This window comes from Sphingomonas sp. Leaf339, from assembly GCF_001426195.1.
In the GTDB taxonomy this organism is placed as follows: Bacteria; Pseudomonadota; Alphaproteobacteria; order Sphingomonadales; family Sphingomonadaceae; genus Sphingomonas.
Genome location: NZ_LMRS01000012.1, coordinates 156277 through 180226, shown reverse-complemented (window position 1 = coordinate 180226; position 23950 = coordinate 156277). Strand labels below are relative to the sequence as shown.

Genomic DNA, 23950 nt, shown 5'->3' with positions numbered 1-23950 from the left:
TTGCCGCCATGGTTCAGGCTGTCACCCCGTCTGCCCCGCCACCCGGGGGGCCCGCCGGTCTTCGTCGTGCTGATGCCAATGGTGACGGAGTCGTGACCCGCGCAGAAGTAATGGCACAGGCGGACGCCATGTTCGCGCGCATGGATAGCAACCATGACGGTAAGGTGACCCCCGAAGAGCGTCGTGCCGCGATGGATGCGATGCGAGCGGAGCGACGCGGCGATGGTTCGGGTCGCGGTGGACGTGGCATGGGTCGCGGCGGCGATCGGGAACTGACGTTGGAGCAAACGCGGCAGATGGCAGCGACCCGTTTCGATCGGCTGGATACGAATAAAGATGGCCGCCTCGATGCAGCCGAACTGGCAGCCGCCCGCCCCGGCTCCCGCCCCCCGCGCGATGACGATGCGCCTCCGTCTCCAACGCAATGACCCACTGTTTCCGGAGATCGGCGTCATGCTAGACGCCAGCGTCATGGGAGACTTGCCGCACCTACTGCTAGTCGATGACGAGCGCTCGATCCGCGAACCGCTGGCGGTGTATCTAGGCAAACAAGGTTTCCGCGTCACCCAAGCGGGTGATGCGGAGGGCGCGCGGTCGCGTTTGGCGGCATATGCGATCGATCTGGCGATCATCGACATCATGATGCCGGGCGAGGACGGCTTGAGCCTGTGCCGTCACGTCGCCGCGACCAGTGACGTGCCAGTCATCCTACTAACCGCCCGAGCGGAGGAGACAGACCGGATCGTCGGACTGGAAATGGGTGCCGACGATTACGTCGTGAAGCCGTTTTCGCCGCGCGAGCTTGCCACTCGCGTAAAGGTGATCCTTCGGCGCACGCAGGGCGGCGGCACGCGCCAGCATGCGCCCGAAACCGGTTCCTATGCCTTTGCCGGTTGGGTTTTGAAATCGGGCGAACGCGCGCTGGTCGATCGCGAGGGCGTGTCCGTCCCGCTGTCGACGGGCGAGTTCAATCTGCTGCTGGCGCTGGTCACGCGCCCGCGTCAGGTGCTGACTCGCGATCAGTTGCTCGACCTGACACAAGGCCGTGAGGCCGCCGCATTCGACCGGGCGATCGACAATCAGGTCAGCCGCTTGCGCCGCAAGATCGAGGCAGATGCAAAAGCGCCCGACATCATCAAGACGGTGTGGGGCGGCGGCTACACCCTGGCAGCGGAAGTAACCCGGCTTTGACCCTTCTATCACGGCTTTGGCCGAGAAAGCTCGCGGGCCAGATCGCGCTGCTGATCGCGCTTGCGCTGTTCGTGGCACAGGCCATCAACTTTACGCTGTTGTTGCGGGAACGGCGATTCTTTGCGCTGGCGCAGATCACTGGCCCGGCCGCGACGCGGTTTTCTGATGCGATCGAACGCAGCGCGCAGGGCCGGCCGCCGGTGGCCGATCGCGGGCGGGTTCGCCTGGTATCCGCCAACCCCGTTCCCGCTTCGCTGCCCCGCGAACCGGAAGTCGAGAAGTCCTTGCGGTCCGGTCTTGCGGAAGCGGGCGTACAGGTCGGTCGCATCGTCACCGGCCTTAGCCCACTTCGCGCCGACAATCCTTTGCTGCGTCGTCTGCCTGTCGGCCGGCGACGCTACTTGATGCGGAGCGCTGACGAACTGGTGATCGCGGTCGAGCGGCCGGGCTTGGGCTGGCTGGTCCAGCGCATGCCCTGGGGCGCGCATGACATCAGTCTGGTGTGGCGGTTGGCCGGTCAGACGGCGATCCTGTTCGTCATCGTCCTGCTGCCCGTCCTATGGGCGGTCCGGCGGCTTTCCCGACCCTTACGCGATCTGACCGCGGCGGCCGAGCGTTTTAGTCCAGGCGAACCTGTGGCGCCTGTTGCCGTCAGTGGTCCTGACGATATCGCGGCGCTCATTGCCGCGTTTAATGGCCTGCGCTTGCGTGTCACGGCGATGCTGGATGAAAAGGACCGGATGCTGGGTGCGATCGGCCATGATTTGCGAACGCCACTGGCGGCATTACGGGTGCGGATCGAGTCGGTCGAGGACGATGCAGATCGGCTCCGCATGATCGATACGATTGCCGACATGAATCGGACACTCGACGATATTCTGTCGCTTGCCCGTCTCGGCCGGCCAAGCGAACCGCTGACCGAAGTCGATCTGGCCGCGCTGGTCGATGCGGTGGTCGAGGATTTCAGAGATTTGGGTGCACCGGTGTCGTTCGAGGAGACCGACCGGCTGCGCATGCGGCTGCGCCCTGCCCTGATGCGCCGCGCCGTCCGCAACCTGATTGAGAATGCGGTAAAATATGGTGATGCGGCGGAGGTCAGTATCCGGGCCGAGCAGCACGCCGTGGCGATCGTCGTGGCCGATCGCGGTCCCGGTATCCCCATCGACCGGATGGGCGACGTGTTCGATCCGTTCACGCGGCTGGAGACTTCCCGCAATCGAGAAACCGGCGGGATTGGCCTGGGACTCGCGCTTGCTCGCGCCATCGTGCGGGAGGCGGGGGGTGAGGTTGTGCTGGCCAATCGTCTTCAGGGAGGTCTGGCCGCGACGATCACCCTGCGTCGTTGATCTCACCAGACGAACGCCGCACGGTCAATCGCGTCGGCAGGACTAGGCTGGCGGCGAGATCGCCCTTGATCCGGGCAAGCAATAGTTCGACCAGCCGTCGCCCTGCGGTGCCGGCATCCTGCACCACTGTCGTCAAGGGTGGATTGGCGAGGCCCGCTGCAGGAATATCGTCGAAACCCACGATGGCGACGTCATCCGGTACGATGATCCCCGCCCCCGCCAGCACCCGCATCGCCGCCAGTGCGATCAGGTCGCTGGCGGCGACAATACCGTCGAAGGTGACACCCCGAGCCAGCAACTCTTTCGCGGCCCGCACGCCATCCTCCTCGGTCGAGATCGAGGGTATTTGCAAAGCGCGATCTGGCGACAGGCCCGCCGCCGACAGGGCTTGTACATAGCCACGATAACGATCGTAGAATTCGGGATAGTGATCCGTCGCATTGCCAAGGAACGCGATCCGCCGCCGTCCGCGTTCGATCAGGTGCTGCGTGGCCGACTGGCCGCCGGCGACGTTGTCACACCCCAATGTCAAACCCGGCTGGCCTGGCTTGACATGGCCCCACCGAACGAAATGCGTACCCTGATCGACCATGTCGACCAGCCGGTGATGATAATCCGCATAGTTGCCATAGCCGAGCAGGATCAGTCCATCGGCCCGGTGGCTCCCCTCATAATCGCGATACCAGTCGCCCGACATCTGCTGGAACGAAACCAACAGGTCGTAGCCCGCGTTCGCGCACGCTCCCATCATCGATCCCAGCATCGCAAGAAAGAACGGGTTTATGAGCGTCTCGTCCGGCGTCGGATCGCGGAACAGTAACAGAGCCAATGTGCGCGTTGCGCCCGATCGGAGATTGGATGCCGACCGATCGACCGAATAATTCAGCTCGCGCGCGATCGTTTCGATCCGCTGACGCGTCGCGGCGCTGACAGTCGTACTGCCACGAAGCGCTCTTGACACCGTCGGCTGGGACACCCCTGCCAGCTGGGCGATATCGAACGAGGTGGCTCTGCGCTGGCCCGACACCGGGTGTGATATCCTCTCTAGCGAAATCGTCCTGGGGGTCTTTGCCGGAACAGTCGCCCGGACTTTGCGTGTCCACCAAGCGATGCTCTGGTCGAATACGTATGCCATCCCCTTGGCAACGGCAACGACAGGTTGGATCAAGGCGCCTGCAAACGGTTGCCACGCCAAATCGGCGGGCAGCATCGCGAGAGGATTTCCATGTACTTCTCCAAACGCCGCGACAGTTCGGCCGATCGCCCGCTGCGTAACGGGCTGGCCATGTGGGTCTTGGCTAGTGCCCTGTGTGCGGCCTCCGGTGCCGACGCGCAGACGACGCCCGCCCCCGCCAACGAAACGTTCAAGTTCGTCCCACAGGTGAATGCCGCCGGTGCCGAGGAAACGTCGCCCGACGGCACGATCAAGGTATCGGTGACGACCGACCCGGATGGGCGGCCGCTCTATACGATCACGCGTGGAGCGGAGACGATCATCGCGCCGTCACGCCTTGGTTTCCTATTCACCGATCAGCCGAAGATCGAACGCGGTATGCGGATCGAGCGCGTCACGCACGACAAAGCGGATACGACCTGGACGCAGCCGTATGGCGAATGGCATCAGATTCGCGACAATCACCGCGAGATGCGGGTCCGGTTGATCGAGGTCGGCAATCTACAGCGCAGTTATGACATTGTGTTCCGTATTCAGGATGACGGCGTCGGATTTCGTTACGAGGTGCCGGATCAGGCAAACCTGCACGGCGCGAACATCGCCGAAGAGCTGACCGAATTCACCTTTGCCGAGGGCGGCACCGCGTGGTGGAAGCCCGCTTTCCTATGGAACCGCGAAGAGTATCTCTACGAACGAACGCCGCTGTCCGCAGTGGGTACCGCCGCCACGCCGATCACCATGAAGCTGGCGAGCGGCACGCATGTGGCGCTGCATGAGGCGGCACTGGTCGATTATGCCTCGATGGCGGTCATGAAGACGACGGGCAACACGTTGAAGGCCGTGCTGACGCCCGGTTCGGGTCGGCCGAAGGTGGTGAAGCAGGGAAACTGGACGACGCCGTGGCGGACGCTCATCATCGCGAACGACGCGCCGGGGCTGTACATGAGCCATCTCGAGCTGAACCTCAACAAACCCAACAAGCTGGGCGACGTGTCGTGGGTGAAGCCCGGCAAGTTCGTCGGTGTGTGGTGGAATATGATCAAGGGCGACTGGACGTGGGCGCGTGGCCCTCGCCACGGCGCCACCACCGCCAACGTCAAGAAATACATCGACTTCGCCAGCGTGAATAAGATTCCGGGCGTGTTGGTGGAGGGCTGGAACATCGGCTGGGACGGCGATTGGGCGGGGCATGGCAGCGCGATGCAACTCGCCCAGCCGACCGAGGATTTCGACGCCGCCGAGCTGGCCCGCTATGCCAAGGCGAAGAACGTGTACATCATCGGCCATAACGAAACCGGTGGTGCCGCCAGCCATTATGAAGGCCAGTTCGACGCGGCATTCCGCTATGCCGCCGACCACGGCATCCCGACGATCAAGACCGGTTACGTCACCGACGCCGGCCAGATCGAACGTACCAATCCGGACGGCACGACCGCACGCGAATGGCATGAGGGGCAGTGGATGGCGAACCACCATCTGCGCGTCGTGCAATCGGCCGCGAAGTACAAGGTGTCGATCGATGCGCATGAGCCGATCAAGGACACTGGCCTTCGACGCACCTATCCCAATTGGCTGGCGCGTGAAGGATCGCGTGGGATGGAGTATAACGCCTGGCCGGGGAAGAACCCGCCCGAGCACGAGGCCAATCTGGCGTTTACCCGGATGCTGGAGGGACCGATGGACTTCACGCCGGGCGTGCTCAGCCTGACGGGGACGGACAATAGCCCGATCCTGTCGACCATCGCCAAACAGCTGGCGCTATATGTCGTGCTCTATTCACCGGTCCAAATGGCAGCCGACACACCCGAAAATTATGCTAAATATCCGGATGCGTTCAAGTTCATCCGCGACGTTCCCGTCGATTGGGAGGAAACGCGTGTCCTGAACGGCGAGGTCGGCGATTACGCCACCTTCGCCCGGCGCGATCGCAATAGCCGTGACTGGTATGTCGGCAGCATCACCGATGAGAATGCGCGCAGTTTGCCCGTGAACCTCGACTTTCTCGATGCGGGCCGGACCTACACCGCCGAAATCTATCGCGATGGCTCGGGTGCGGATTACCGGACCGATGCCCGCCACGCGATCGCGATCGAGACGAAGCAGGTTCGCAAGGGCGACACGCTGACGCTGGCACTAGCCCCCGGCGGTGGTCAGGCGATCCGCTTGCGGGCAAAGTGATGAACCGGGGCCGTGCCCGAAGCGGCAAGGCCCCGGTTATTCAATCCTCGATGATCTGGCTGTTGCGGCCGGTGTCGCGCATCCGCAGATACACGATCAGCGACACGCCGATCATCGCGGTGACGTACCAATAGAAACCGCGCTCCATCCCCTCGTTCTTCAACCACAGCGCGACATATTCCGCCGTGCCACCGAATATCGTGTTGGCCAGTGCATAGGGTAATGCGACGCCCAGCGCGCGGATATGCGCCGGGAACAGCTCGGCCTTCACCACCGCGTTGATCGCGGTATATCCCGTCACGATCACGAGTGCGGCCGTCACCAGCGCCCAGGCGGCATAGGGGTTCGTCACCGTCTCCAGCGTCGTGAAGATCGGCACCGTCGATACCAGACCCAGCACGCCGAACCCAACCATCAAGGGCTTGCGCCCGATCCGGTCGGACAGCGCACCAGCCGCCGGCTGGATTACCGCATAAAGCGCCAGCGCCGCCGTCATCACCACCGTCGCCGTCTCGCGGCTGAACCCGGAGGTGTTGACCAGGAATTTCTGCATGTATGTGGTGTACGCGTAGAAGGCGAGCGTACCGCCAGCGGTCAACAGCATTACCGTGATAGCCTCGCGCGGATGTTCGCGGAACAGCAGCATCCCGCTCGACTTCTTCTGCTCGTTGCCGTGGTTGTCCTTCTTCGCATTCTGGAACGACTGCGTTTCCATCAGCCCGCGACGGATGCGGAAAACGATAATCGCCAGCAAACCGCCAAGCGCGAACGGCACCCGCCAGCCCCACCCTTCCAACTGGACCTCGGTGAGCGTCGCCTGCAGCAGCAGCAACACACCCAATGCCAGCAACTGCCCCGCGATCAGCGTGACGTACTGGAACGACGAGAAGAATCCGCGCCGCGACTTGCCGGCCATTTCCGACAGATAGACCCCGCTCGCGCCATATTCGCCGCCGACGCTCAACCCCTGCATCAACCGCGCCGTCACCAGCAACGCTGGCGCGACCCAGCCGATCGCGGCGAACCCCGGACAGATGGCGATCAGGAACGACCCCGCGCACATCAGCGTCACCGATACCGTCAGCCCCGCCTTGCGCCCGTACCGGTCGGCATAGATGCCCATGATCCATGCGCCGATCGGTCGCATGACGAACCCGACCGCGAACACCGCAGCCGTGCTCAGTAACTGCGCGGTCGGGCTTCCCTCAGGAAAAAATACGGGTGCAAAGTAAAGGCCGAACGCGGAATAGACGTACCAGTCGAACCATTCGACCAGATTGCCCGCCGATCCGCCGAGGATCGATTTCAATCGGCCTGCCGGTGCGCCGCTCATTTTCCCGCCCCCTCGAAACCGCGCTTCTTCAGCAGCGCATGAACATCGGGGTCACGACCACGGAATGCCCGGTATGCCTCCGCCCGGTCGGTTTCGTTGCCGGTCGACAACAGTATCTTGGCGAAGCGATTCGCCGTCGCCTTGTCCCACGGGCTGCCCGCCTCCTCGAACGCGGCGAACGTGTCCGCGTCCATCGTCTCCGACCAAAGATAGCTGTAATAGCCCGCCGAATAGCTGTCGGACGAGAACAGGTGATTGAACTGCGGCAGGCGGTGCCGCATCACCAACTCCTTCGGCATGCCGATGCCGGCCAGCGTCTCGCGTTCGAACCGGTCGGGATCGACCAGCCCGTCGGGCAGCGAGTGCAGCTTCATGTCAACGATCGCCGACGACAGATATTCGGTCGTGGCAAAGCCCTGGTTGAAGGTCTTCGACGCTTCGATCTTGTCCAGAAGCGCCTGCGGCATTGCCGCCTTCGTCTGGTAATGCCGGGCATATTTGTCGAGTACGTCGCGGGTCAGCAGCCAATGCTCGTTCACCTGGCTGGGATACTCCACGAAATCGCGCGGCGTGCCGGCGAGGCCCGGATAATAGACGTCCTGCAACATCGCATGGATGGCATGGCCGAATTCATGGAACAGCGTCTGCGCGTCGTCCAGGCTAATGAGTACCGGCTCACCCGCGGCCGGTTTGGCGAAGTTGTTGTTGTTCGACGACAGCACTGTCTGCGCCGGCGGCATCCGCCGCTGCCCGCGATAGGTGTTTGCCCACGCGCCTGACCGCTTGCCCGTGCGTGCAAAATCGTCGCGGTAGAAGAGGCCGACTTCCCTGCCCGCGCGCGTCACATGCCACACCCGCATGTTCGGCTCGAACAGGGGAACGGTGCCGGTGATTTCCTTGAATTCAAGCCCGTACAGTCGGTTCGCGGCATAGAGCGAACTCTGGATGATGTTGTTCAGTTCGAAATACGGCTTCAGCTCTGACTGATCGAGGTCGTAGCGGTCCTTGCGGACCTTCTCCTGATAAAACCGATAATCCCAGGGTTCGATCGTCAGGTTGGTACCCGCCTTGCTGGCGATCGCCTGCATATCGCGTACTTCCTCAGCAACGCGGGCCTTCGCGAATGGCCAGACCCGCATCATCAGGTCGGTCGCGGCTGCCGGCGTCTTGGCCATCGTATCCTGCATCCGCCAGTCGGCATGGGTTTTGAACCCCAACAGGTGCGCACGGTCCGCCCGCAGCTTCACGATCCGCGCGATCGTGGCATTCGTGTCGTTGGCATCGCCATTGTCACCACGATTAACGAAGGCCCGCCACACCTGTTCACGCAACGCCCGGTCGGTGGCGAAGGTCATCACCGGATCGACCGCCGAGCGGGTGTTGACGATTGCCCAACCCGGTTGCCCACGTTCCACCGCCGCGGCCTTTGCCACCGCCTTCACACTGGCCGGCACGCCAGCCAGCTTCACCTCGTCCGTCACCGTGATCGCCTTGCCCTCGTCGGCCAGTAGCTTTTCGGAGAATTCGGCGAAGGCGGTCGCCAGTTGCTGGTTGTATTGTGACAATTGCGCTTTCTGCGCCGCGTTCAGCTTCGCGCCTTGCCGAACAAAGGAGTCATAGGTCCGCGTCACCAACCGCTGCTGCTGCGCATTCAGCGCGGCCCGCTTGGCATAGATCGCCTCGATCCTTGCGAAGAGCTTCGGATTGAACGTTATTTCGTCCTGCGCGGCGGCAAAGCGCGGTGACCATTCGCGGTCGAGCGCCTGATAGGCCGGCGAATTCATATTGCCGGTCATGACGCCGAACAGCGTCATCAACCTGCCCATTCGCTGTCCCGCCAACTGCATGGGTACGAAGGTATTGGCGAAGCTCGGCGCGGCAGAATTGTCCGCAATCCGTTGATAGTCGGCGCGGCGCTCGGCCAAGGCCACCTGGAAAGCTGCCGGAAAAAGAGCTGGCGTCACCTTGTCCCACGGCGGCACGCCACCATAGGGGCCCGTCCAGTCGGCGAGCAGCGGATTGGTCGCCGCCGTCGCGGCGGGTGTCGACGAGGTTTGGGCCAGAGCGGTGGTCGCCATCAACGCGGCACCACCAGCCAGCAGGAAAATCGATCGCACATGTCACTCCCGGTACGGTGAATACCTGAAGCATAGACAGATCGGTGCCGATCGAAACCCCGGCACTCGTTGGCGACAGGAACCGGTCAGCGGCTCCCGACAGACACCGCCGGCAATTCGGTGCTGGGCTGAATATACAGGTATGACGGATCGAATTCGGCCAACGCCACCAATTTCGGCCAGTTGACAATGGTCGCTATGCCACTGCGGAACACCAGCAACTCGCGTTCGCGCAGGGACCGCAGAACCCGGTTCACATGCACGACGGTCAATCCGCACGCCTCCGCCAGATCGGCCTGCTTGAACGGTAGCGCGAAGCGATCGCCCTCTACCAGCCCCACCATGTCCAGCCGCGTCTTCATCTCGCACATGAAATGTGCGACGCGACCATCGGCGTCGAGCCGGCCGAGACGGAATATCCATTCGCGGTGGATGGCTGCATCGAGCAGGGTGGAGAACCACAGCATCCGGGTCAGATGAGGTCGCGGGGCGATCAATTGTTCCAGCGCCTCGTGCGTCCAAGTGGCAATCCGCACCGGACCGACCGTTGCCACATCATGATCCAGCCGCTCAAGTGGCAGGGCGTGGAGATCGACAAAATCGCCGGGCACCTGGATCGCGACCAACTGTCGATAACCGGCCCGATCATCCATGTAGCGACACATGAAGCCGTTCAGCAGCATGCTGCTTTCGCTGACTCGCTGCCCTGCGCGGACTACGATTTGTCGCGCAGGCAGGTCGCGGATACGATCGACGGTTGTTTCCAACAGGCCGATCTCCTCCGTGGTCAGCCGATCATGGCCGCGCCCACGGAGAAATTTCTCGGTAACCTGCTGCAACTTGTGCATTGTAATACGATCCCCTGGTATTGCCTTCTGCCACGGACCCTCGGGAAATCGTCCCGATGTCCGTTCAGCTCATGACCTAATACCTTCGGGCTTTAAGACGAAGCAATTCGAAACGCCGTATTGCGCCACCGCACTTGGCGATCGCGGCGTTCGCGGCGTTGATCGGGCGCCGTCAGAAGCGGAAAGATATCCATCCGGCGAGGAAATCGGAACTCGCATAACCTGCGCGAGTCAGCGACGGTCCTGCCGACAGATGCTCGTACCGACCGGTGATGCTCAGGCGTGGCGTGATCGGATAGACGACCTGCAATCGTGCCGTGTCCGCGATCTTGCGACTGGTAACGTTTTGGGTGCCGGCAAAGGCGGTGCCGTTTGCCCGGTACACCGCATCGCGTGCCGAATCGCGCCACGAGAACTGATATTCCGCCGAGATGCGAATTTTGCCCAGTGCGGTAAACGTGTAGTTCGGCGCCACGGCGATCAGGTTGGTAGGCGTCGCAAACAATTGATAGCTGTAATAGACGTTGTTGCCGAACGGCGCGAGCGAGGTCCGCAATTTCCCGCCGTCATACGAACCACCGCCCGATGCGTAATCGACATGAACGCCGATACGCGGCGAAGTCCGATCTTTTCCTAGACGATAGGTCTGCGCCATCAGCAGCAGCCATGCCTCGATCGGCCGACCATTATAATCGCCGCCCTGATAATTCACCGTCCAGTCAAGGTTGACCGGGCCGGCATCGCCCCAGACGTGCAGGCCATAGAAGTTGCGGACCTCCCGCGCCGTCGTCCGCCCCCAGACTGCGGCATCGTTGCGCAAACGCCAGACGAAGGGGTCGACATAAATCTTCGACCCGCCGAACCAGTCCTTCGGCAGGACGATCCCGGTCGATACGCCTGAGAAGCGACGACCCTTGTCGCTGATATCGTCCCCGGTGCCCTGCACGCCCAGGCGCGTCGTGTGATAATCAAAGATGTCGGCGCGTACCTTGGTCGATCGCGCCCAGGCGCGGACGCCGTTATAGACGAAGAAGATCGTGTTGTTGTCGCGCGGCACGACCATCAGGTTGGGGCCATCGGCGAAGGTCTGGCGGCCATACCTAACGCCGAGATCGACATCGGCGACGGTGCCGGTCACATCAACGAACGACTGCTGGACGACCAGATCGTTTTTCAGGGTCGCCGCCGGGGTTCCGAGGTTTACGCCGCCAAGACCGCCATGCGCCAGTTCGCCGAAGAAGCGGACGTGTTTGCCCAGGTGCAGGTCGGCGCCGCCGACGATGCGATTGATATCCTGACGTTGCGCCTCGCTCTCACGCAGGTTGGGATTGGTCGTCTGGTTGACCCGTAACCGCAGCTCGCCGGACAGAGTCAGGTAGATATCGCCATCGGTATCGAACGGGATGAATTTGAGGCGGTCGAGGAAATCGTCGCGCTTCTTCGGGTCGCGGTATTTGCTCCAGTCCTCCGCCCAACGTGACTGGTTGTAACCGCCGGTCGTCACCCCGTCGCCAAGCGCCTCGGTCGGATAGCCATCGGCGATCGGCGCGGCGGCGCTTGGCGGGGCTTGGTCTTTGGCGGTCATCCGTTGTGCCGCGCTGGCGTCGGTCGCGGTTGGCGTAGCAACCATGGCCGGAGACACGCCGTTGGCGAAAGCCGGGGCATTGGCCATGATGGCGACAAGCGCCATGGCACCGCCGCCAAGGGCGCGGCCTGAGATATTCTGCATCATCTTATCCACGCTGGAAGAGAGAGATTGGGCGGATCGCACCATCCACTATAGCGGCGGATGGCGCGATCGGCGGGAGCAGCGCGATATTTACTCGGCCGGAACCGCCTCGGCGCCCAATTGATCGATCCGCAATTCCTCGCCGCGCATCGCCGCATCGAAGCGATCGCGGTCCAGCGCACCCTCCCAGCGGGAGACGACCACGGTCGCCACCGCATTGCCGATGAAGTTGGTCAGGCTGCGGCATTCGCTCATGAAGCGATCGACGCCCAGAATGAGCGCCATGCCGGCCACCGGCACCGACGGGACGATCGACAAAGTGGCGGCCAGCGTGATGAATCCCGCGCCGGTAACTCCCGCCGCACCCTTTGAACTCAGCATTGCGACGCTCAGCAGCAGGATCTGCTGGCCCAGCGTGAGGTCGACATTGGTTGCCTGAGCGATGAACAGCGCCGCCAGCGTCATGTAGATGTTGGTGCCGTCGAGGTTGAACGAATATCCGGTCGGAACGACGAGCCCGACGACCGACTTGGGACAGCCAGCCCGCTCCATCTTCTCGATCAGCGCGGGCAACGCGCTTTCCGACGAGGATGTGCCGAGCACCAGCAGCAATTCCGCCTTCAGATAGCTGATAAGCCGGAGAATGGAGAAGCCGGCGAGCTTCGCCACCGTGCCCAGAATGACCAGAACGAACAGCAGCGAGGTCAGATAGAACGTACCGACTAGCGCCGCGAGGTTGGCGAGCGTGCCGACCCCGTATTTGCCGATGGTAAAGGCCATGGCGCCGAACGCGCCGATCGGCGCGACCTTCATGACGATCGCGACGAGCTTGAAGAAGGCCACCGAGATATCGTTCAGGAAGCTGAGGATGCGCTCGCCCCGCTCACCGACCAGCGCCAAGCTGACGCCGAACAGGATAGCGACGAACAGTACTTGCAGGATGTTGCCTTCGGAGAAGGCGGAGACGAACGTGTCCGGGATGATGCCGGTCAGGAAGCCGGTGATCGTCGTATCATGCGCCTTGGCGGTGTAATCGCTGATCTTGGCCGCATCGAGCGTCGCCGGATCAATGTTCAGGCCCGCCCCCGGCTGAATGACGTTGGCGACGATCATGCCCACGATCAGCGCGAGCGTGGAAAAGAAGAAGAAATAGACGAAGGCTTTGCCGGCGACCCGGCCAACCGACGCCAGATCACGCATGCCCGCGATGCCGGTGACGATGGTGAGGAAGATGACGGGAGCGATGACCATCTTCACCAGCTTGATGAAGGCGTCACCGACCGGCTTGAGCGATTCGCCCGTCGCAGGATAGAAATGTCCGAGCAGAACACCGGCGATGATCGCAATCAGTACCTGCGCGTACAGATGCTTGTACCAGGGTTTGGCCGCGGACGGCAGCGGGGCCGGATGCGTGACGTCGATCATAAGGCTGGACCTTTCATCCTCTGTGTCGTTTCCGCTTCTAGAGGCGGGCTACGTGATGCTTGATTTTGCGAGCGCGCCCGATCGCTGGCAAGTTTTTGCGCGAACGATGCAAAACATTGTTTTATTGCGACTATTTAACAGGTTTGGCGATTGGACGCGTTCTAGCGCGGTTGCTTCCGTAGATAGAATGTGCAGGAATTTGCACAGGGCGCTTGTGGGACTTGAACATCGATCATGAAGACGATGAAGGCACGGTGGTGGCGGTGGGCGCTGTTGATCGCCGTGCTACCGATTGTCGCTGCGTTGATCGTGGGAGGGATTGCCCAAAGGCAGGCGCTGGCGCGACTTGCAACGGCGACACAGATCGACGCGCGGTTGCGACAGGCGCTCCTGCTGAGCGAGATCGCCCGATTTCGACTGTTGCCGCTGGCGCTCGCAGGTGATCGCGACCTGCTGGCCACCGTTATGGGAGAGGAGAGCGCACGCCGGCTGCTAAACGTCAAACTCGAAACACTCGCCGACACCACAGGCGCCGCGGTGATCTATGTCCTCGACCCGCAAGGGCGAGCGATCGCGGCCAGCAATTGGCACACCTCCGGTAGTTTCATCGGACAGGATTATTCCTTCCGGCCCTATTATGTCGAAGCGGAACGTCGTGGTTCGGCCAGCCAGTTCGGTCTCGGCACGGTCAGTCGCCGGCCGGGTCTTTATCTCAGCCGCCGGGTCGCAGGCGGCGGCGTTATCGTCGTGAAACTGGAATTCAACCGGATCGAACGGCAATGGCGTCAGGCGGGCGGCGTCACGCTGATAACCGACGCCGCCGGCGTGGTTTTGGTCACCAGCCGCCCTGATTGGCGGTTCGCGACCACCGTACCGCTACCAGCTGATCGTGCAGCGCGCATCCGGATCGACCTGCAATCAGGCGCCGGGTCGCTTCTGCCCCTGCCGGTCCGCTCGATAGCATCAGACGCGCGGCAGGTCGTCGTCGCGGGCACGACTACCCCGATGTTGCAGGAACGCCTCGCCCCGGTCGATGGCTGGCAGTTGGCGTTGATCGTTGCAACGAGTGATGTCGAACGGACGGTGCGCAGCGCCCAGATCGCCACCGTATTTGCCATGCTGGCGCTGATCGGTCTGGTGTGGGGCATCCGCGAGCGTAGTCGCCGCCGCGCGGTACAGGTCGCCAGCGCCGCTGCCCGCACGGCCGAATTGCAGGAAGCCGTTTCAGTCCGCACGGCCGAACTTCGGCGCGAGATGGACGAACGTATCGCCAGCGAAGCACGTGCCGACACGCTGCGCGAAGGCCTGCGCCAAGCGAACCGGCTTGCCACGCTCGGTCAGGTGACGGCCAGCGTTGCACATGAAACCGCCCAGCCGGTCGCCGCGATCCGGACCTATGCCGCCAATAGCGAACGGTTGCTGGAACGTGGTGACAACGGCCAGGTTCAGGCCAATCTACAAGCGATTGGACGCCTGGCGGATCGCATCGGCAAGGTAACCGCCGAGCTCCGCGGGTTCGCCCGTAAAGGAGCGGGCGCGATCCAGCCGATCGCACTGCAAGAGGCGATCGATGGAGCGCAGTTGATCCTGAAGGAACGGCTGGCGGCGATCGACCTCCGCATACCCGACATCGCGCCCGACCTGCTCGTACTGGCGGGCAAGGTCCGGCTAGAGCAGGTACTGGTCAACCTGTTGCAGAATGCCGCCGAGGCGCTGGCCGACCAACCGGACGCGGCGATCAAGCTCACCATCAATGTGACGGACGATCAGGTGCACGTCGACATCATCGATAACGGGCCGGGGATCGACGATACGGTGGCCGACCGGATATTCACGCCGTTCGTCACCAGCCGCGCCTCTGGTCTGGGATTGGGACTGGTGATCGCGCTGGACATCATGACTGATATGGGCGGCACGCTCCAACTGCTGCCCAGCGACCGCGGTGCCCATTTTCGCCTGTCGCTGCGGCGGCCGGTATGAACACCGCCGACGTTCCGGTCGTGGCGCTGGTCGACGACGATGACGATCTCCGGACGGCGATCGCTCAACTGCTCGATCTTTCTGGCTATCGGGTGATGGAGTTTGCGGGCGCAAGGGTAGCGCTGGCGGCGATTGACGCGGCGTTTGGCGGTGTAGTCCTTACCGACGTTCGAATGCCACAGATGGGCGGTATCGAATTCTTCCACGAATTACGCCGGCGCGACGCCGAGTTACCGGTGATCCTGATGACCGGTCACGGCGACGTGCCGATGGCGGTCGATGCGCTGAAATCCGGTGCGTGGGATTTCCTGACGAAGCCATTCGATCCGGAGGCGATGCTGGCGGCGGTCGGTCGTGCCATCGCGCATCGATCGCTGGTGTTCGACAACCGACGCCTGAGGACGTTGGTCGAAAGCGGGAATGCCTCGCCATTGGTAGGTCGATCGCCGGCGATCGACCAGGCGCGCGGCATGATCGAACCGCTGGCAAACGCCGATGTCGATATTTTGCTGGAGGGAGAAACCGGCACTGGCAAGGAGTTGCTAGCCCGTTTGATCCATCGGGCGGGCAAACGAGCGCGGCACCCGTTCCTGTCGATATCGTGCGCCGCTTTTCCAGATGCGTTGCTCGACGATGATCTGTTCGCGGAGAACGGCCGGATCGCCGCGGCGGCTGGCGGTACGTTGTTCCTGGACGATGTCGATCAGGCCTCATCCGCATTTCATGCCCGCCTGACCCGCCTGGTCGAGGAGCGCACGCTCGGAGGCCGCGACATGACGCCGATCGACCTGCGGCTGATCGCAACGGCGGGTGAAAAGGCGATCGAGCGGATGCCCCCTGCCCTGTTCTATCGACTCAGCGCGGTTAGGCTGCGCCTGCCACCACTGCGGGAACGGTTGGAGGACGTGCCGCTATTGTTCGCGCATCTGCTCGACATATCAGCGTCACGGCTGCGGCGGCCGGTGCCTGACCTGACCTATCCGGTCCAGCAACGCCTGGCGTCACACGACTGGCCAGGCAATGTCCGGGAACTCGCAAATTTTGCGGATCGTGTGGTGATCGGCGTCGACGCGGCGATCGCCGATGAAGGCCACGTCGATACACTGCCCGCGCGCGTCGACACGTTCGAACGACAGGCGATTATCGATGCGATCGTTAACGCGAAGGGCGAGGTCGGCCAAGCGATCCAACGCCTTGGCCTGCCGCGTAAGACTTTCTATTACAAGGTACAGCGCCTGGATATCGATGTCGCCGCTCTCCGGCGTGAGCTGGCCGTCGCCCGTTCGCGACAGGCGCTATGATGGTATTCCTGGCATGCCCCCGCCCGTCCGGCTGATAAGCCGGTTGAGGTTACGCAGCGCCTTGACCAACGCCAGTCCATCCGGCCCGGCGATGTACCGGGGAGCCCAGACGGGCGCGAATTTCTCCTTATAGGCTCTGAGCCCGCGGAACCCGTAAAGCCGCTCGCCATGGCGAAAGAGAAGCGCGGCGATCTTCGCCCATGCCGGCGCCATCCGTCGTCCGGCAATGCCCGAGAGCGGCGCGAGGCCCAGAGCAAAACGGCGATAACCTTGAGCGCGTCCCCACAGCATCAGTTCCACAAATAGATAATCCATCACGCCGGACGGCGCATGATCGTCATGTCGCATCAGATCGAGCGACAATTCACTCAGATCGTCGGTGCGCCAGACATTGGCAAAAGCGACGATCTGTCCATCGACCCGAACGACGGCACAGTCGAACTGCGCCATATATGTAGGATCGAACCGCCCTAAGCTGAAACCCTTTTCCCGGTGGGCCTTGGCCGCCAGCCACGCACTGGACACGATTGCAAGTTCCGGGATCAGGGCGGGCACTTCGATCGCCGGGATGACGGCGAACGTCACGCCGTTTCGCGTCAACCGGGTGTGCGTCTGACGCAGCGATCGCTTGCCGCTACCCTCGACTGTGAAGCTTGTCAGATCGACCAGCGCCTCCTCGCCATATTTGATGATCGAAAGGCCCATCTCAATCGCGATCTCAAGCACGTCGGCGCTGATCTGGTACAACAGCAACTGCCCCTGCGCCGCGTCCGACATCGATCGCAGTTGCCATAACAGGTCTGGCCATGCCGCCTTGGCGCCGACCGGATCGGCCATCGCGATCCAGCTGTTGCCATGCACCTGATACATCACGAACGCATCGCCGTCCGCCGACACCAGAAAGCGCTTGTCGCCCGTCAGCGCCAACATCGCGTCCGTCCGCGTGGCGGTGGCGAGGATCGTGTCGATCTCGCCTGGTGCGACGGTTGCCGATGCACGGACGGGGGCCGGCAGGAATAGCCACCATAGCGCCGCCGCGGCCAGCGCTACCGCGATGCCGAGGCTGGATCGCAGGAAGCGGGACGCGTCATCGCCGACCGCGAATTGCCACCACAGTGACTGCTCGTAATCGACATGCTTGTACGAAAAGAGGCCGACCCAGATCGCCGTGCCGATCACCGCGGCGATGCTGACGAGCCATGCCGCCGACAGCGGCCGCCCCACGAGCGATGTCCGGCGATAGAAGGCCGGCTTCGTCAGTTGCAGCAGACCGGCGATGGTCAAGCAGACGATCGCTTCCTCGTAATCGATGCCCTTGAACAAGCTGAACGCCGCCCCCGCCAGCAGCAGCGTTCGGGCCATCAGAAACGCACCGTCCAACCGCCGGTACAGGCCCGGCGCGATCAGCAGCAGACCGGTGCCGACAAGGCTGGCCGCCAGATGCGACGCCTCGATAAAGGGCAAGGGCATCACCGACGCCAGATCGCGTAGCCGCCCCGGTACCGAAGGCAATGATCCGGAGAGCAACAGGACGGCACCGCCACCAAAACAGGCCGCACCGAGCAACGACGGTGCGATCCCCTCCGCCACGCGTCGAGCGCCGAAGATCATCTGCGATGACAGGCGCTGTCGCGCCTCATGCCAGCCGAGCGCGATGACGCCCAGCGCCAGCGGAAACAGGTAATAGATGACGCGATAGGCGATCAATGCCGCGAACAGGGCGGTACGATCGACGGGAATGGTCGCGATCGCCACCGCCTCGAACACGCCGATGCCACCGGGAACATGGCTGACCAGCGCCACGATGATGGCCAATGCATAGCCGAGTACGAAGGTGGGCAGCAGCGATGGATCGGCACCGGGTATCAGCACGAACAAGGCGGCGCTGGCAGCTGCAAGATCGACCGTTGCCACCGCGATCTGCGCCATCGCCTGGCCGGCGGTCGGCAGGGGTACGCTCCAACCACGCCAGCCGATCCGGCGCGGTCCTTTCGCGCACAGCGCCACGAAGCCAATCGCCAGCACGACCACTATGCCCCCGGCGAACGGCGGCACCCATACAGGCAAGATTTCGCTGCCAATCGCCAGCGGCCCCGAATGCCCGAGCATTGCGAAGCCGGTGACGGTCAGCACCCCCATCCAGAACGTCGCCCCTGCAATCGCCACGACGCGGGCGACATCGGGGCCGTCCAGCCCGGCCGCCGTGTAGATGCGATAGCGGGCCGACCCGCCGGTCAACAGCGACAGACCCAGATTGTGGCTGAGCGTGTAGCTGGTGAACGAGGCCAGCGCGGCAGTACGCCATGGCAAGGGTCGGCCGACGATACGCAGGGCGAGAACGTCGTACAGGATCAATGCGGCATAACTGATGGCGGTCAGGAGCAGCGCCACCACGACTTGTCCTCTGCCGATCGCATCGAACGCGGCGGACACGTCGGCCAGACGGATCTGCCGGGTTAGATGGTGAAGCGCACCCAACCCCATCGCAACCACAACCACAACGACTGCCGCCGTTGCATAGGCGCGGTGCCCGCGTATCCAGTCCAGGACGTTACGCATCCGGCAAATGCTCGATGCGGCGCCAGACCTGTGATTTGCAGATGAAGCCGCCGATCAGGCATCCCTTGACCTTCAATCGATCGCGATCGAGAAGCGTGATGGTCGACGAGAAATGGCGGCCCAGATCAGGCACGAAGATGGTCCCGGACCAGTTCTTCGCATTGCTCGGCTGATAGTCCTGCAGCAGGGCCACACCGATCAAGGGATCGACGCCCTCTTCGCGCGCATCCGACTTCGCTTCGGCATTGGCCCAGGCGACCCAGCCGCACAGCTTCGGTCCGCAATCACCCGCCCGCACAGCAACGCTGTTGTATGGATTCATCCACAGCCCCGCAATGGCATCGCCCGGGCGTTGAGCGGCGGCGGGCACGGCGTTGATCGCCGCAGCGACGGCAAGCCCGATAAGACAACGCATGACGGCAATCCCTCCCGATGATGTATTGCTGTTAGGCGGGGCGAGGTGACCGGCTGTTGGGGGGGCTGTGAACTTTACGTCATGTGACGGTGTAGGTGATGATGAAGCAGGCGCCGGTCAGCAGCACCATCGCCACGATGAAACTATGATCGGCGATCCGTTCCAGCCAATGCAGCCTGCCCTCGCTGCCACCGCGCAGCGCGAAGTAGGAACTCAGCGTCGCAAAGAGGAACAGCAGCGCGTCGAACGACAACAAGTCGTCCGCGATCGATCCGTGCCGTTTCACCGACACCACGACGTGAAGCAATCCGATACCGGTCAGGCACACGCCGACCATACCGGCCGCGATCGGGCAGATCAGGCGACAGATGCGCTGGTCCAGCAACGCGGCCCGCGTCCGGAACGGTTGGGTATCAGAAGGTATAGGCGACACCCAATGCTCCGTTCCACTGGCCCGCGCTGCCCGCATCTGCCACGATCGGCGAGCGGGCATAGCGGCCGAGCAACCGTTGATGACCCGCCGTCGCGAAGACGGTCAGGCCGTGCGTCAGATCGCCGGTCAACGAATGCGCGACCAGCATGTTCGTGTTCCAGTCCTGCCAGCCGGCCCGGTCGGCTCCGTCATAGGCAGCAAGGCCGCTAGCCGCGGCACCGACGGTGGATATGTCGAAATAATAGCTGCCGAATCCGCGCCCGATATAATCGGCCCCCGCGGACAGGCTGACATAATCCTTATGCGACAGCGGCGTCGAATAACTGACGCTGGGGCTGATCATGTAACTCCGATGCGCGTTGCCGACGTCGCGCTGGTACGACGCGGTGATGGACAGCGTGTCGTACGGGCTAGTGACGACACCGGTGCGCTGCATGCCGCCCCAGACGCCCACTTCCCAGGCGGTATTCAATTCACCAAGCGCCGACACGCGGGCGTCGCCAATCCGGGTCGTCCGGTTCAGCCGCGCGGCGATGAGCGGGCCGAGTTGTGGTTTCCACCCCGTGCCGCCATGACCCTTGATGGCATCGACGTAGAGCGATGACCCCGCCGTGTCGAAGGCGAAGCCCGAAACCTGGCCCTGCACCGCGATGCCGGGCACGAGGATATACTGGTCTGACCCGGTATAGCTCGGCACCAGCGCCGGGCCGACGCCGATCGTGATGCGATCCGCGCCCAGATCGACGGTGGCTGGCGCCGGGGGCGAAGCGTCCTGCGCGAGTGCCGGGCTGGTGATGGTCAGCACGATGGCCGTGGCTGCCAGCCGGATGAGCATATTGGTCATCACGCGCTGATAGGCGCCGGCACCCGGCAACAAGCTGGCGAAATCATGACGATCACGCCAGCTTCGCCATCGCCGTGCATGACACGACCGTCATGATGCGCCCACGCCGCGCCAAGCCGGGTGATGGCAGATAGGGCGCGTACCGAGGATCCCCGCTATGGCCACCACCCCCTTTCGCCATCTGGCGTCACGCATCACCGGCGATCGCGCCCGCGCGCTGGACCCCGAAGAGGAGCGCGTGCTCCACAAGATGAACGAACGCCTGCCCATTTCGCGCGATGCGGCGGATGTTGCCGACGAGCGATCCACGATCGGCGATCGATTGGCCGACCGGGTGGCGGCGGTCGGCGGTTCATGGGGTTTCATCATCGCCTTCACCTGCGTTCTCATCGGCTGGATGTTGTTGAACAGCGATGTGCTGACGCATTGGGGACACGCGTTCGATCCGTATCCCTACATCTTCCTCAACCTGTTGCTGTCGACGCTGGCGGCGATCCAGGCGCCGGTCATCATGATGAGCCAGAACCGGCAGGCATCGAAGGATCGGCTGGCCGCAAGCCTCGACTATGAAGTCAATCTGCGGACCGAACTGGAGATCCTGCGGCTGCACGAGAAGCTTGACGGCGCTATTGCGGAACGGCTCGACCAACTGCTGGCGGCTAGGGTGGATACCGCACGATGAACGGCTTGCGCGCCGCTGGCCTTGGCGCGGGCGGGGCTGTGCTGATCGGCTCGTTCGCGGCAACGCTGGTGTCGAGTTACTCGGCCGAGCGCAAACCTGCATCGGCAGGCGGCGCGACCTTCGTCGTCGTCGACCGGCGCCTTGTGGTGACCAGCCTTCGCACCGGCGGCGCCGAGGGAGCAGCGGGTCTACAGGTCGGCGATATGATCGAGGCGGCGAACGGTATCCCCCGTCCCACGCTCCGCGCGTTAACCCAGGCCGAAAACTACGGTGTCGTGTCGCTACGGGTGCGACGACATGGTGACGTGATCCCGGTGACGCTGCTACAGCCACGACCGGGAGGGCCGACGTGACGAAAATCTTATTAGTCGAGGACGACGATACCACCGCCGATTATGTAGCCAACGGCCTGAAGGAGGAGGGCTTCGTCGTCGATCGCGCGGCAACCGGGCGCGATGGTCTGTTTCACGCCACTGACGGCAGTTACGATTGCATCGTGCTGGATCGGATGCTGCCGGGTATGGACGGCATGGCGGCGCTGGCGGCGATGCGGGCGGCAGGGGTAGCGACACCGGTGCTGATCCTGTCAGCGATGAGTTCGCCCGACGACCGTGTCGCGGGCCTGACATCCGGCTCCGACGATTATCTGACCAAGCCGTTCGTCTTCGCCGAATTGCTGGCGCGGGTGCGGTTGTTGGTGCGGCGTGGCCAGAGCGGTGGCCCGGCGGTAGAGACCAAGATCGGTTGCGACGATTTAGAGATGGACCTGCTGGGGCACCGGGTGAAGCGCGGCGACAAAGTGCTGGAGTTGCAGCCGCGCGAGTATCGGCTGCTCGAATTCCTGCTTCGTCATGTCGATCAGGTCGTCACCCGCACCATGTTGCTGGAGGGCGTGTGGGATTATCATTTTGATCCAGGAACGAACGTGACCGACGTCCATATCAGCCGCCTGCGCAAGAAGGTCGATGAAGGACATGCCCGCCCGCTGCTCCACACGGTACGCGGGTCGGGATATAAGCTGAGCGTGGCGCCATAGGATTGCGCCTGCCCCGATCGACCACGCTGCGATTTGCCGGGCTGGTCTTCGCGTTGCAACTGGCGGGCGCGGGCGCGACGCTTTTTACGGTGCGGGAGATCACGCGCGGGCAGATCACGGCGGAGGCGGAGCGAAACGCCACGCGGATGCGCAATACGCTACTGGCGGCGTACCGCGATGGCGGCGTGACCCGGTTGGGGTCGATGATCGCCCTGCGGCTTCGGCAGCATCGGGTGGCGCAATCGGTCGTCCTGTTGGTCGATGGTCGGGGCCGGTTTCTGGCCGGGAATGTCGGCGACTGGCCGCCCATCCTGAAACCCGGCGGGGCCGCCACGACGATCGAGATTTTCCGGATCGGCCGCGACGATCCGGAACGGATGCGGGTCGTCGCCACCGCTCTGCCCCATGGCGGCAAGCTGCTGACCGGTCATGTCGTGGAAAGCGAACTACGCTTCGCCCGCGCGATGGAAGAGGCGATGGCGGTCGCGATGGCCGTCGCGCTGGCGCTGGCCGGGTTCGCCGGCTGGATCGCCGCGCGGATGATCGAGGCACGGCTGGGCCGTACGGTTGAGGTCGCGACGGCCGTGGCGGATGGCGATCTCCATCGTCGCGTCGCACCCGGTGGTGGCGATGATGCCTTCGAGGCGCTGGGCGCGGCGGTGAATGCGATGCTCGATCGGATCGCGGCGCTGGTCGGCGAGTTGAAGATGGCAACCGATGGCCTGGCCCATGATCTCCGTTCGCCCCTAACCCGTTTACGCGTAACACTGGAGCGGGCGCTGGCGGCGGCGGAAAACGAACCGGGTCGCGTCGCCGTGTTGCGGGCGATGGACGAGGGCGACCGCCTGCTGACGATGCTCGACACGGCGTTGCGGATCACCCGCGCCGAGGCCGGGCTGGGCCGCGAGGCGTTCACCGACACCGATATGGCCACACTCGCCCGCAACGTCGCCGACATGTTCGAGCCATTGGCCGAGGATCGCGGGATGATCGTGACCGCCACGACGCCGCCCGCGCTGATCGTCTCCGCGCATCGGGAATTGCTCAGTCAGGCGCTGTCCAATCTGGTCGATAACGCCCTGAAATACGGTGCCGGCGAGGTGTCGATCTCGGTCGAGGATGGCGTGGAGGCCGTGGCGATCATCGTGGCCGACGATGGCCCCGGCATCCCCGCCGACCGTCGCGAGGATGCGTTGCGGCGGTTCGGGCGGCTGGATGCGGCGCGGGCGGAGAGTGGCGCGGGGCTGGGCCTGTCGCTTGTCGCGGCGGTGGCGCATCTCCACGGTGGTACGCTCACCCTGGGTGATCACGCGCCGGGGCTGGCGGCGCGCCTGACGATCGCGCGCTGATCGCCTGCCC

General features: G+C 63.5%; 20 protein-coding genes. 10 read left to right on the top strand and 10 right to left on the bottom strand.

Going from position 1 to position 23950, the window contains the following annotated elements:
• Positions 1-92: 92 nt before the first annotated feature.
• The 3 genes from ASG67_RS07655 to ASG67_RS07645 are packed head-to-tail and all read left to right on the top strand — an operon-like array spanning position 93 to position 2537.
• A complete protein-coding gene (locus tag ASG67_RS07655; protein ID WP_235535105.1) occupies positions 93-428 on the top strand; it encodes a hypothetical protein in 336 nt (111 codons plus the stop codon).
• A gap of 43 nt (positions 429-471) precedes the next feature.
• Positions 472-1191: a response regulator gene (locus ASG67_RS07650; protein WP_056529055.1), complete on the top strand. Its 720-nt coding sequence runs from the start codon at positions 472-474 to the stop codon at positions 1189-1191.
• A complete protein-coding gene (locus ASG67_RS07645) occupies positions 1188-2537 on the top strand; it encodes an ATP-binding protein (RefSeq protein WP_056527858.1) in 1350 nt (449 codons plus the stop codon). The genes ASG67_RS07650 and ASG67_RS07645 overlap by 4 nt, the downstream gene beginning before the upstream one ends.
• On the opposite strand, the gene ASG67_RS07640 is transcribed toward ASG67_RS07645, so the two are convergent.
• Positions 2521-3564: a LacI family DNA-binding transcriptional regulator gene (locus tag ASG67_RS07640; RefSeq protein WP_056527855.1), complete on the bottom strand. Its 1044-nt coding sequence runs from the start codon at positions 3562-3564 to the stop codon at positions 2521-2523. The two genes, ASG67_RS07645 and ASG67_RS07640, sit on opposite strands and share 17 nt — an antisense overlap.
• Positions 3565-3822: 258 nt before the next feature.
• Here ASG67_RS07640 and ASG67_RS07635 point away from each other — a divergent pair, with 258 nt between their 5' ends.
• Complete coding sequence (locus ASG67_RS07635; protein ID WP_056529052.1) at positions 3823-5889, top strand: glycoside hydrolase family 97 protein; 2067 nt, start codon at positions 3823-3825, stop codon at positions 5887-5889.
• Positions 5890-5929: 40 nt separating this feature from the next.
• Here ASG67_RS07635 and ASG67_RS07630 read toward each other — a convergent pair whose 3' ends face one another.
• The 5 genes from ASG67_RS07630 to ASG67_RS07610 form a co-directional block, all read right to left on the bottom strand.
• Positions 5930-7222, bottom strand: coding sequence for an MFS transporter (locus ASG67_RS07630; RefSeq protein WP_056527851.1), 1293 nt, complete (start codon positions 7220-7222; stop codon positions 5930-5932).
• The gene (locus ASG67_RS07625) at positions 7219-9339 is read right to left on the bottom strand and encodes a M3 family metallopeptidase (RefSeq protein WP_082543385.1); all 2121 of its coding nucleotides are present in this window, start codon (positions 9337-9339) and stop codon (positions 7219-7221) included. The genes ASG67_RS07630 and ASG67_RS07625 overlap by 4 nt, the downstream gene beginning before the upstream one ends.
• A gap of 86 nt (positions 9340-9425) precedes the next feature.
• Positions 9426-10187, bottom strand: coding sequence for a Crp/Fnr family transcriptional regulator (locus ASG67_RS07620; RefSeq protein WP_056527848.1), 762 nt, complete (start codon positions 10185-10187; stop codon positions 9426-9428).
• Positions 10188-10359: 172 nt separating this feature from the next.
• Positions 10360-11772, bottom strand: a complete 1413-nt coding sequence (locus tag ASG67_RS07615; RefSeq protein ID WP_414887537.1) for an alginate export family protein — start codon at positions 11770-11772, stop codon at positions 10360-10362.
• Between the two features lie 234 nt (positions 11773-12006).
• Positions 12007-13341 carry a dicarboxylate/amino acid:cation symporter gene (locus ASG67_RS07610; protein ID WP_056527845.1) on the bottom strand — a complete coding sequence of 445 codons (1335 nt, stop codon included), beginning with the start codon at positions 13339-13341 and terminating at the stop codon, positions 12007-12009.
• Between the two features lie 234 nt (positions 13342-13575).
• On the opposite strand from ASG67_RS07610, the gene ASG67_RS07605 reads away from it, so the two are divergent.
• Together ASG67_RS07605 and ASG67_RS07600 are read left to right on the top strand one after the other, a co-directional pair.
• The gene (locus tag ASG67_RS07605) at positions 13576-15321 is read left to right on the top strand and encodes a sensor histidine kinase (RefSeq protein WP_082543384.1); all 1746 of its coding nucleotides are present in this window, start codon (positions 13576-13578) and stop codon (positions 15319-15321) included.
• The gene (locus tag ASG67_RS07600) at positions 15318-16622 is read left to right on the top strand and encodes a sigma-54-dependent transcriptional regulator (protein WP_056527842.1); all 1305 of its coding nucleotides are present in this window, start codon (positions 15318-15320) and stop codon (positions 16620-16622) included. Before ASG67_RS07605 ends, ASG67_RS07600 begins: the two co-directional genes overlap by 4 nt.
• Here the strand turns inward: ASG67_RS07600 and mprF are convergent.
• The 4 genes from mprF to ASG67_RS07580 form a co-directional block, all read right to left on the bottom strand.
• On the bottom strand, positions 16617-19181 hold the full coding sequence (mprF, locus tag ASG67_RS07595) for a bifunctional lysylphosphatidylglycerol flippase/synthetase MprF (RefSeq protein WP_056527839.1): 2565 nt from the start codon (positions 19179-19181) through the stop codon (positions 16617-16619). The genes ASG67_RS07600 and mprF overlap by 6 nt on opposite strands.
• Entirely contained in the window at positions 19174-19596 is a 423-nt protein-coding gene (locus tag ASG67_RS07590) for a DUF2147 domain-containing protein (RefSeq protein WP_082543383.1), read from the bottom strand. The genes mprF and ASG67_RS07590 overlap by 8 nt, the downstream gene beginning before the upstream one ends.
• 79 nt (positions 19597-19675) lie before the next feature.
• Positions 19676-20029 (bottom strand): hypothetical protein, encoded by a 354-nt coding sequence (locus ASG67_RS07585; RefSeq protein ID WP_235535104.1) that lies wholly within the window; start codon positions 20027-20029, stop codon positions 19676-19678.
• Entirely contained in the window at positions 20010-20873 is an 864-nt protein-coding gene (locus ASG67_RS07580; RefSeq protein ID WP_156460705.1) for a MipA/OmpV family protein, read from the bottom strand. Before ASG67_RS07580 ends, ASG67_RS07585 begins: the two co-directional genes overlap by 20 nt.
• 157 nt (positions 20874-21030) lie before the next feature.
• On the opposite strand from ASG67_RS07580, the gene ASG67_RS07575 reads away from it, so the two are divergent.
• From ASG67_RS07575 to ASG67_RS07560, 4 genes are read left to right on the top strand one after another with little or no spacing between them, the layout of a single operon-like run.
• Positions 21031-21555, top strand: coding sequence for a DUF1003 domain-containing protein (locus ASG67_RS07575; RefSeq protein WP_056527830.1), 525 nt, complete (start codon positions 21031-21033; stop codon positions 21553-21555).
• Positions 21552-21908, top strand: a complete 357-nt coding sequence (locus ASG67_RS07570) for a hypothetical protein (protein WP_056527827.1) — start codon at positions 21552-21554, stop codon at positions 21906-21908. The genes ASG67_RS07575 and ASG67_RS07570 overlap by 4 nt, the downstream gene beginning before the upstream one ends.
• Entirely contained in the window at positions 21905-22591 is a 687-nt protein-coding gene (locus tag ASG67_RS07565) for a response regulator transcription factor (protein WP_056527823.1), read from the top strand. The genes ASG67_RS07570 and ASG67_RS07565 overlap by 4 nt, the downstream gene beginning before the upstream one ends.
• A gap of 2 nt (positions 22592-22593) precedes the next feature.
• The gene (locus ASG67_RS07560; RefSeq protein WP_056527820.1) at positions 22594-23940 is read left to right on the top strand and encodes a sensor histidine kinase; all 1347 of its coding nucleotides are present in this window, start codon (positions 22594-22596) and stop codon (positions 23938-23940) included.
• Positions 23941-23950 lie beyond the last annotated feature (10 nt).

What these genes read in the sequence shown, in the direction of transcription:
- ASG67_RS07575 (WP_056527830.1), top strand. Translation starts at nt 21,031, where the DNA reads ATGGCCACCACCCCCTTTCGCCATCTGGCGTCACGCATCACCGGCGAT.
- ASG67_RS07650 (WP_056529055.1), top strand. Translation starts at nt 472, where the DNA reads ATGGGAGACTTGCCGCACCTACTGCTAGTCGATGACGAGCGCTCGATC.
- ASG67_RS07610 (WP_056527845.1), bottom strand. Translation starts at nt 13,341, where the DNA reads ATGATCGACGTCACGCATCCGGCCCCGCTGCCGTCCGCGGCCAAACCC.
- ASG67_RS07570 (WP_056527827.1), top strand. Translation starts at nt 21,552, where the DNA reads ATGAACGGCTTGCGCGCCGCTGGCCTTGGCGCGGGCGGGGCTGTGCTG.
- ASG67_RS07630 (WP_056527851.1), bottom strand. Translation starts at nt 7,222, where the DNA reads ATGAGCGGCGCACCGGCAGGCCGATTGAAATCGATCCTCGGCGGATCG.
- ASG67_RS07635 (WP_056529052.1), top strand. Translation starts at nt 3,823, where the DNA reads ATGTGGGTCTTGGCTAGTGCCCTGTGTGCGGCCTCCGGTGCCGACGCG.
- ASG67_RS07620 (WP_056527848.1), bottom strand. Translation starts at nt 10,187, where the DNA reads ATGCACAAGTTGCAGCAGGTTACCGAGAAATTTCTCCGTGGGCGCGGC.
- ASG67_RS07615 (WP_414887537.1), bottom strand. Translation starts at nt 11,772, where the DNA reads ATGACCGCCAAAGACCAAGCCCCGCCAAGCGCCGCCGCGCCGATCGCC.
- ASG67_RS07600 (WP_056527842.1), top strand. Translation starts at nt 15,318, where the DNA reads ATGAACACCGCCGACGTTCCGGTCGTGGCGCTGGTCGACGACGATGAC.
- ASG67_RS07580 (WP_156460705.1), bottom strand. Translation starts at nt 20,873, where the DNA reads ATGACCAATATGCTCATCCGGCTGGCAGCCACGGCCATCGTGCTGACC.
- ASG67_RS07605 (WP_082543384.1), top strand. Translation starts at nt 13,576, where the DNA reads ATGAAGACGATGAAGGCACGGTGGTGGCGGTGGGCGCTGTTGATCGCC.
- ASG67_RS07590 (WP_082543383.1), bottom strand. Translation starts at nt 19,596, where the DNA reads ATGCGTTGTCTTATCGGGCTTGCCGTCGCTGCGGCGATCAACGCCGTG.
- mprF (WP_056527839.1), bottom strand. Translation starts at nt 19,181, where the DNA reads ATGCGTAACGTCCTGGACTGGATACGCGGGCACCGCGCCTATGCAACG.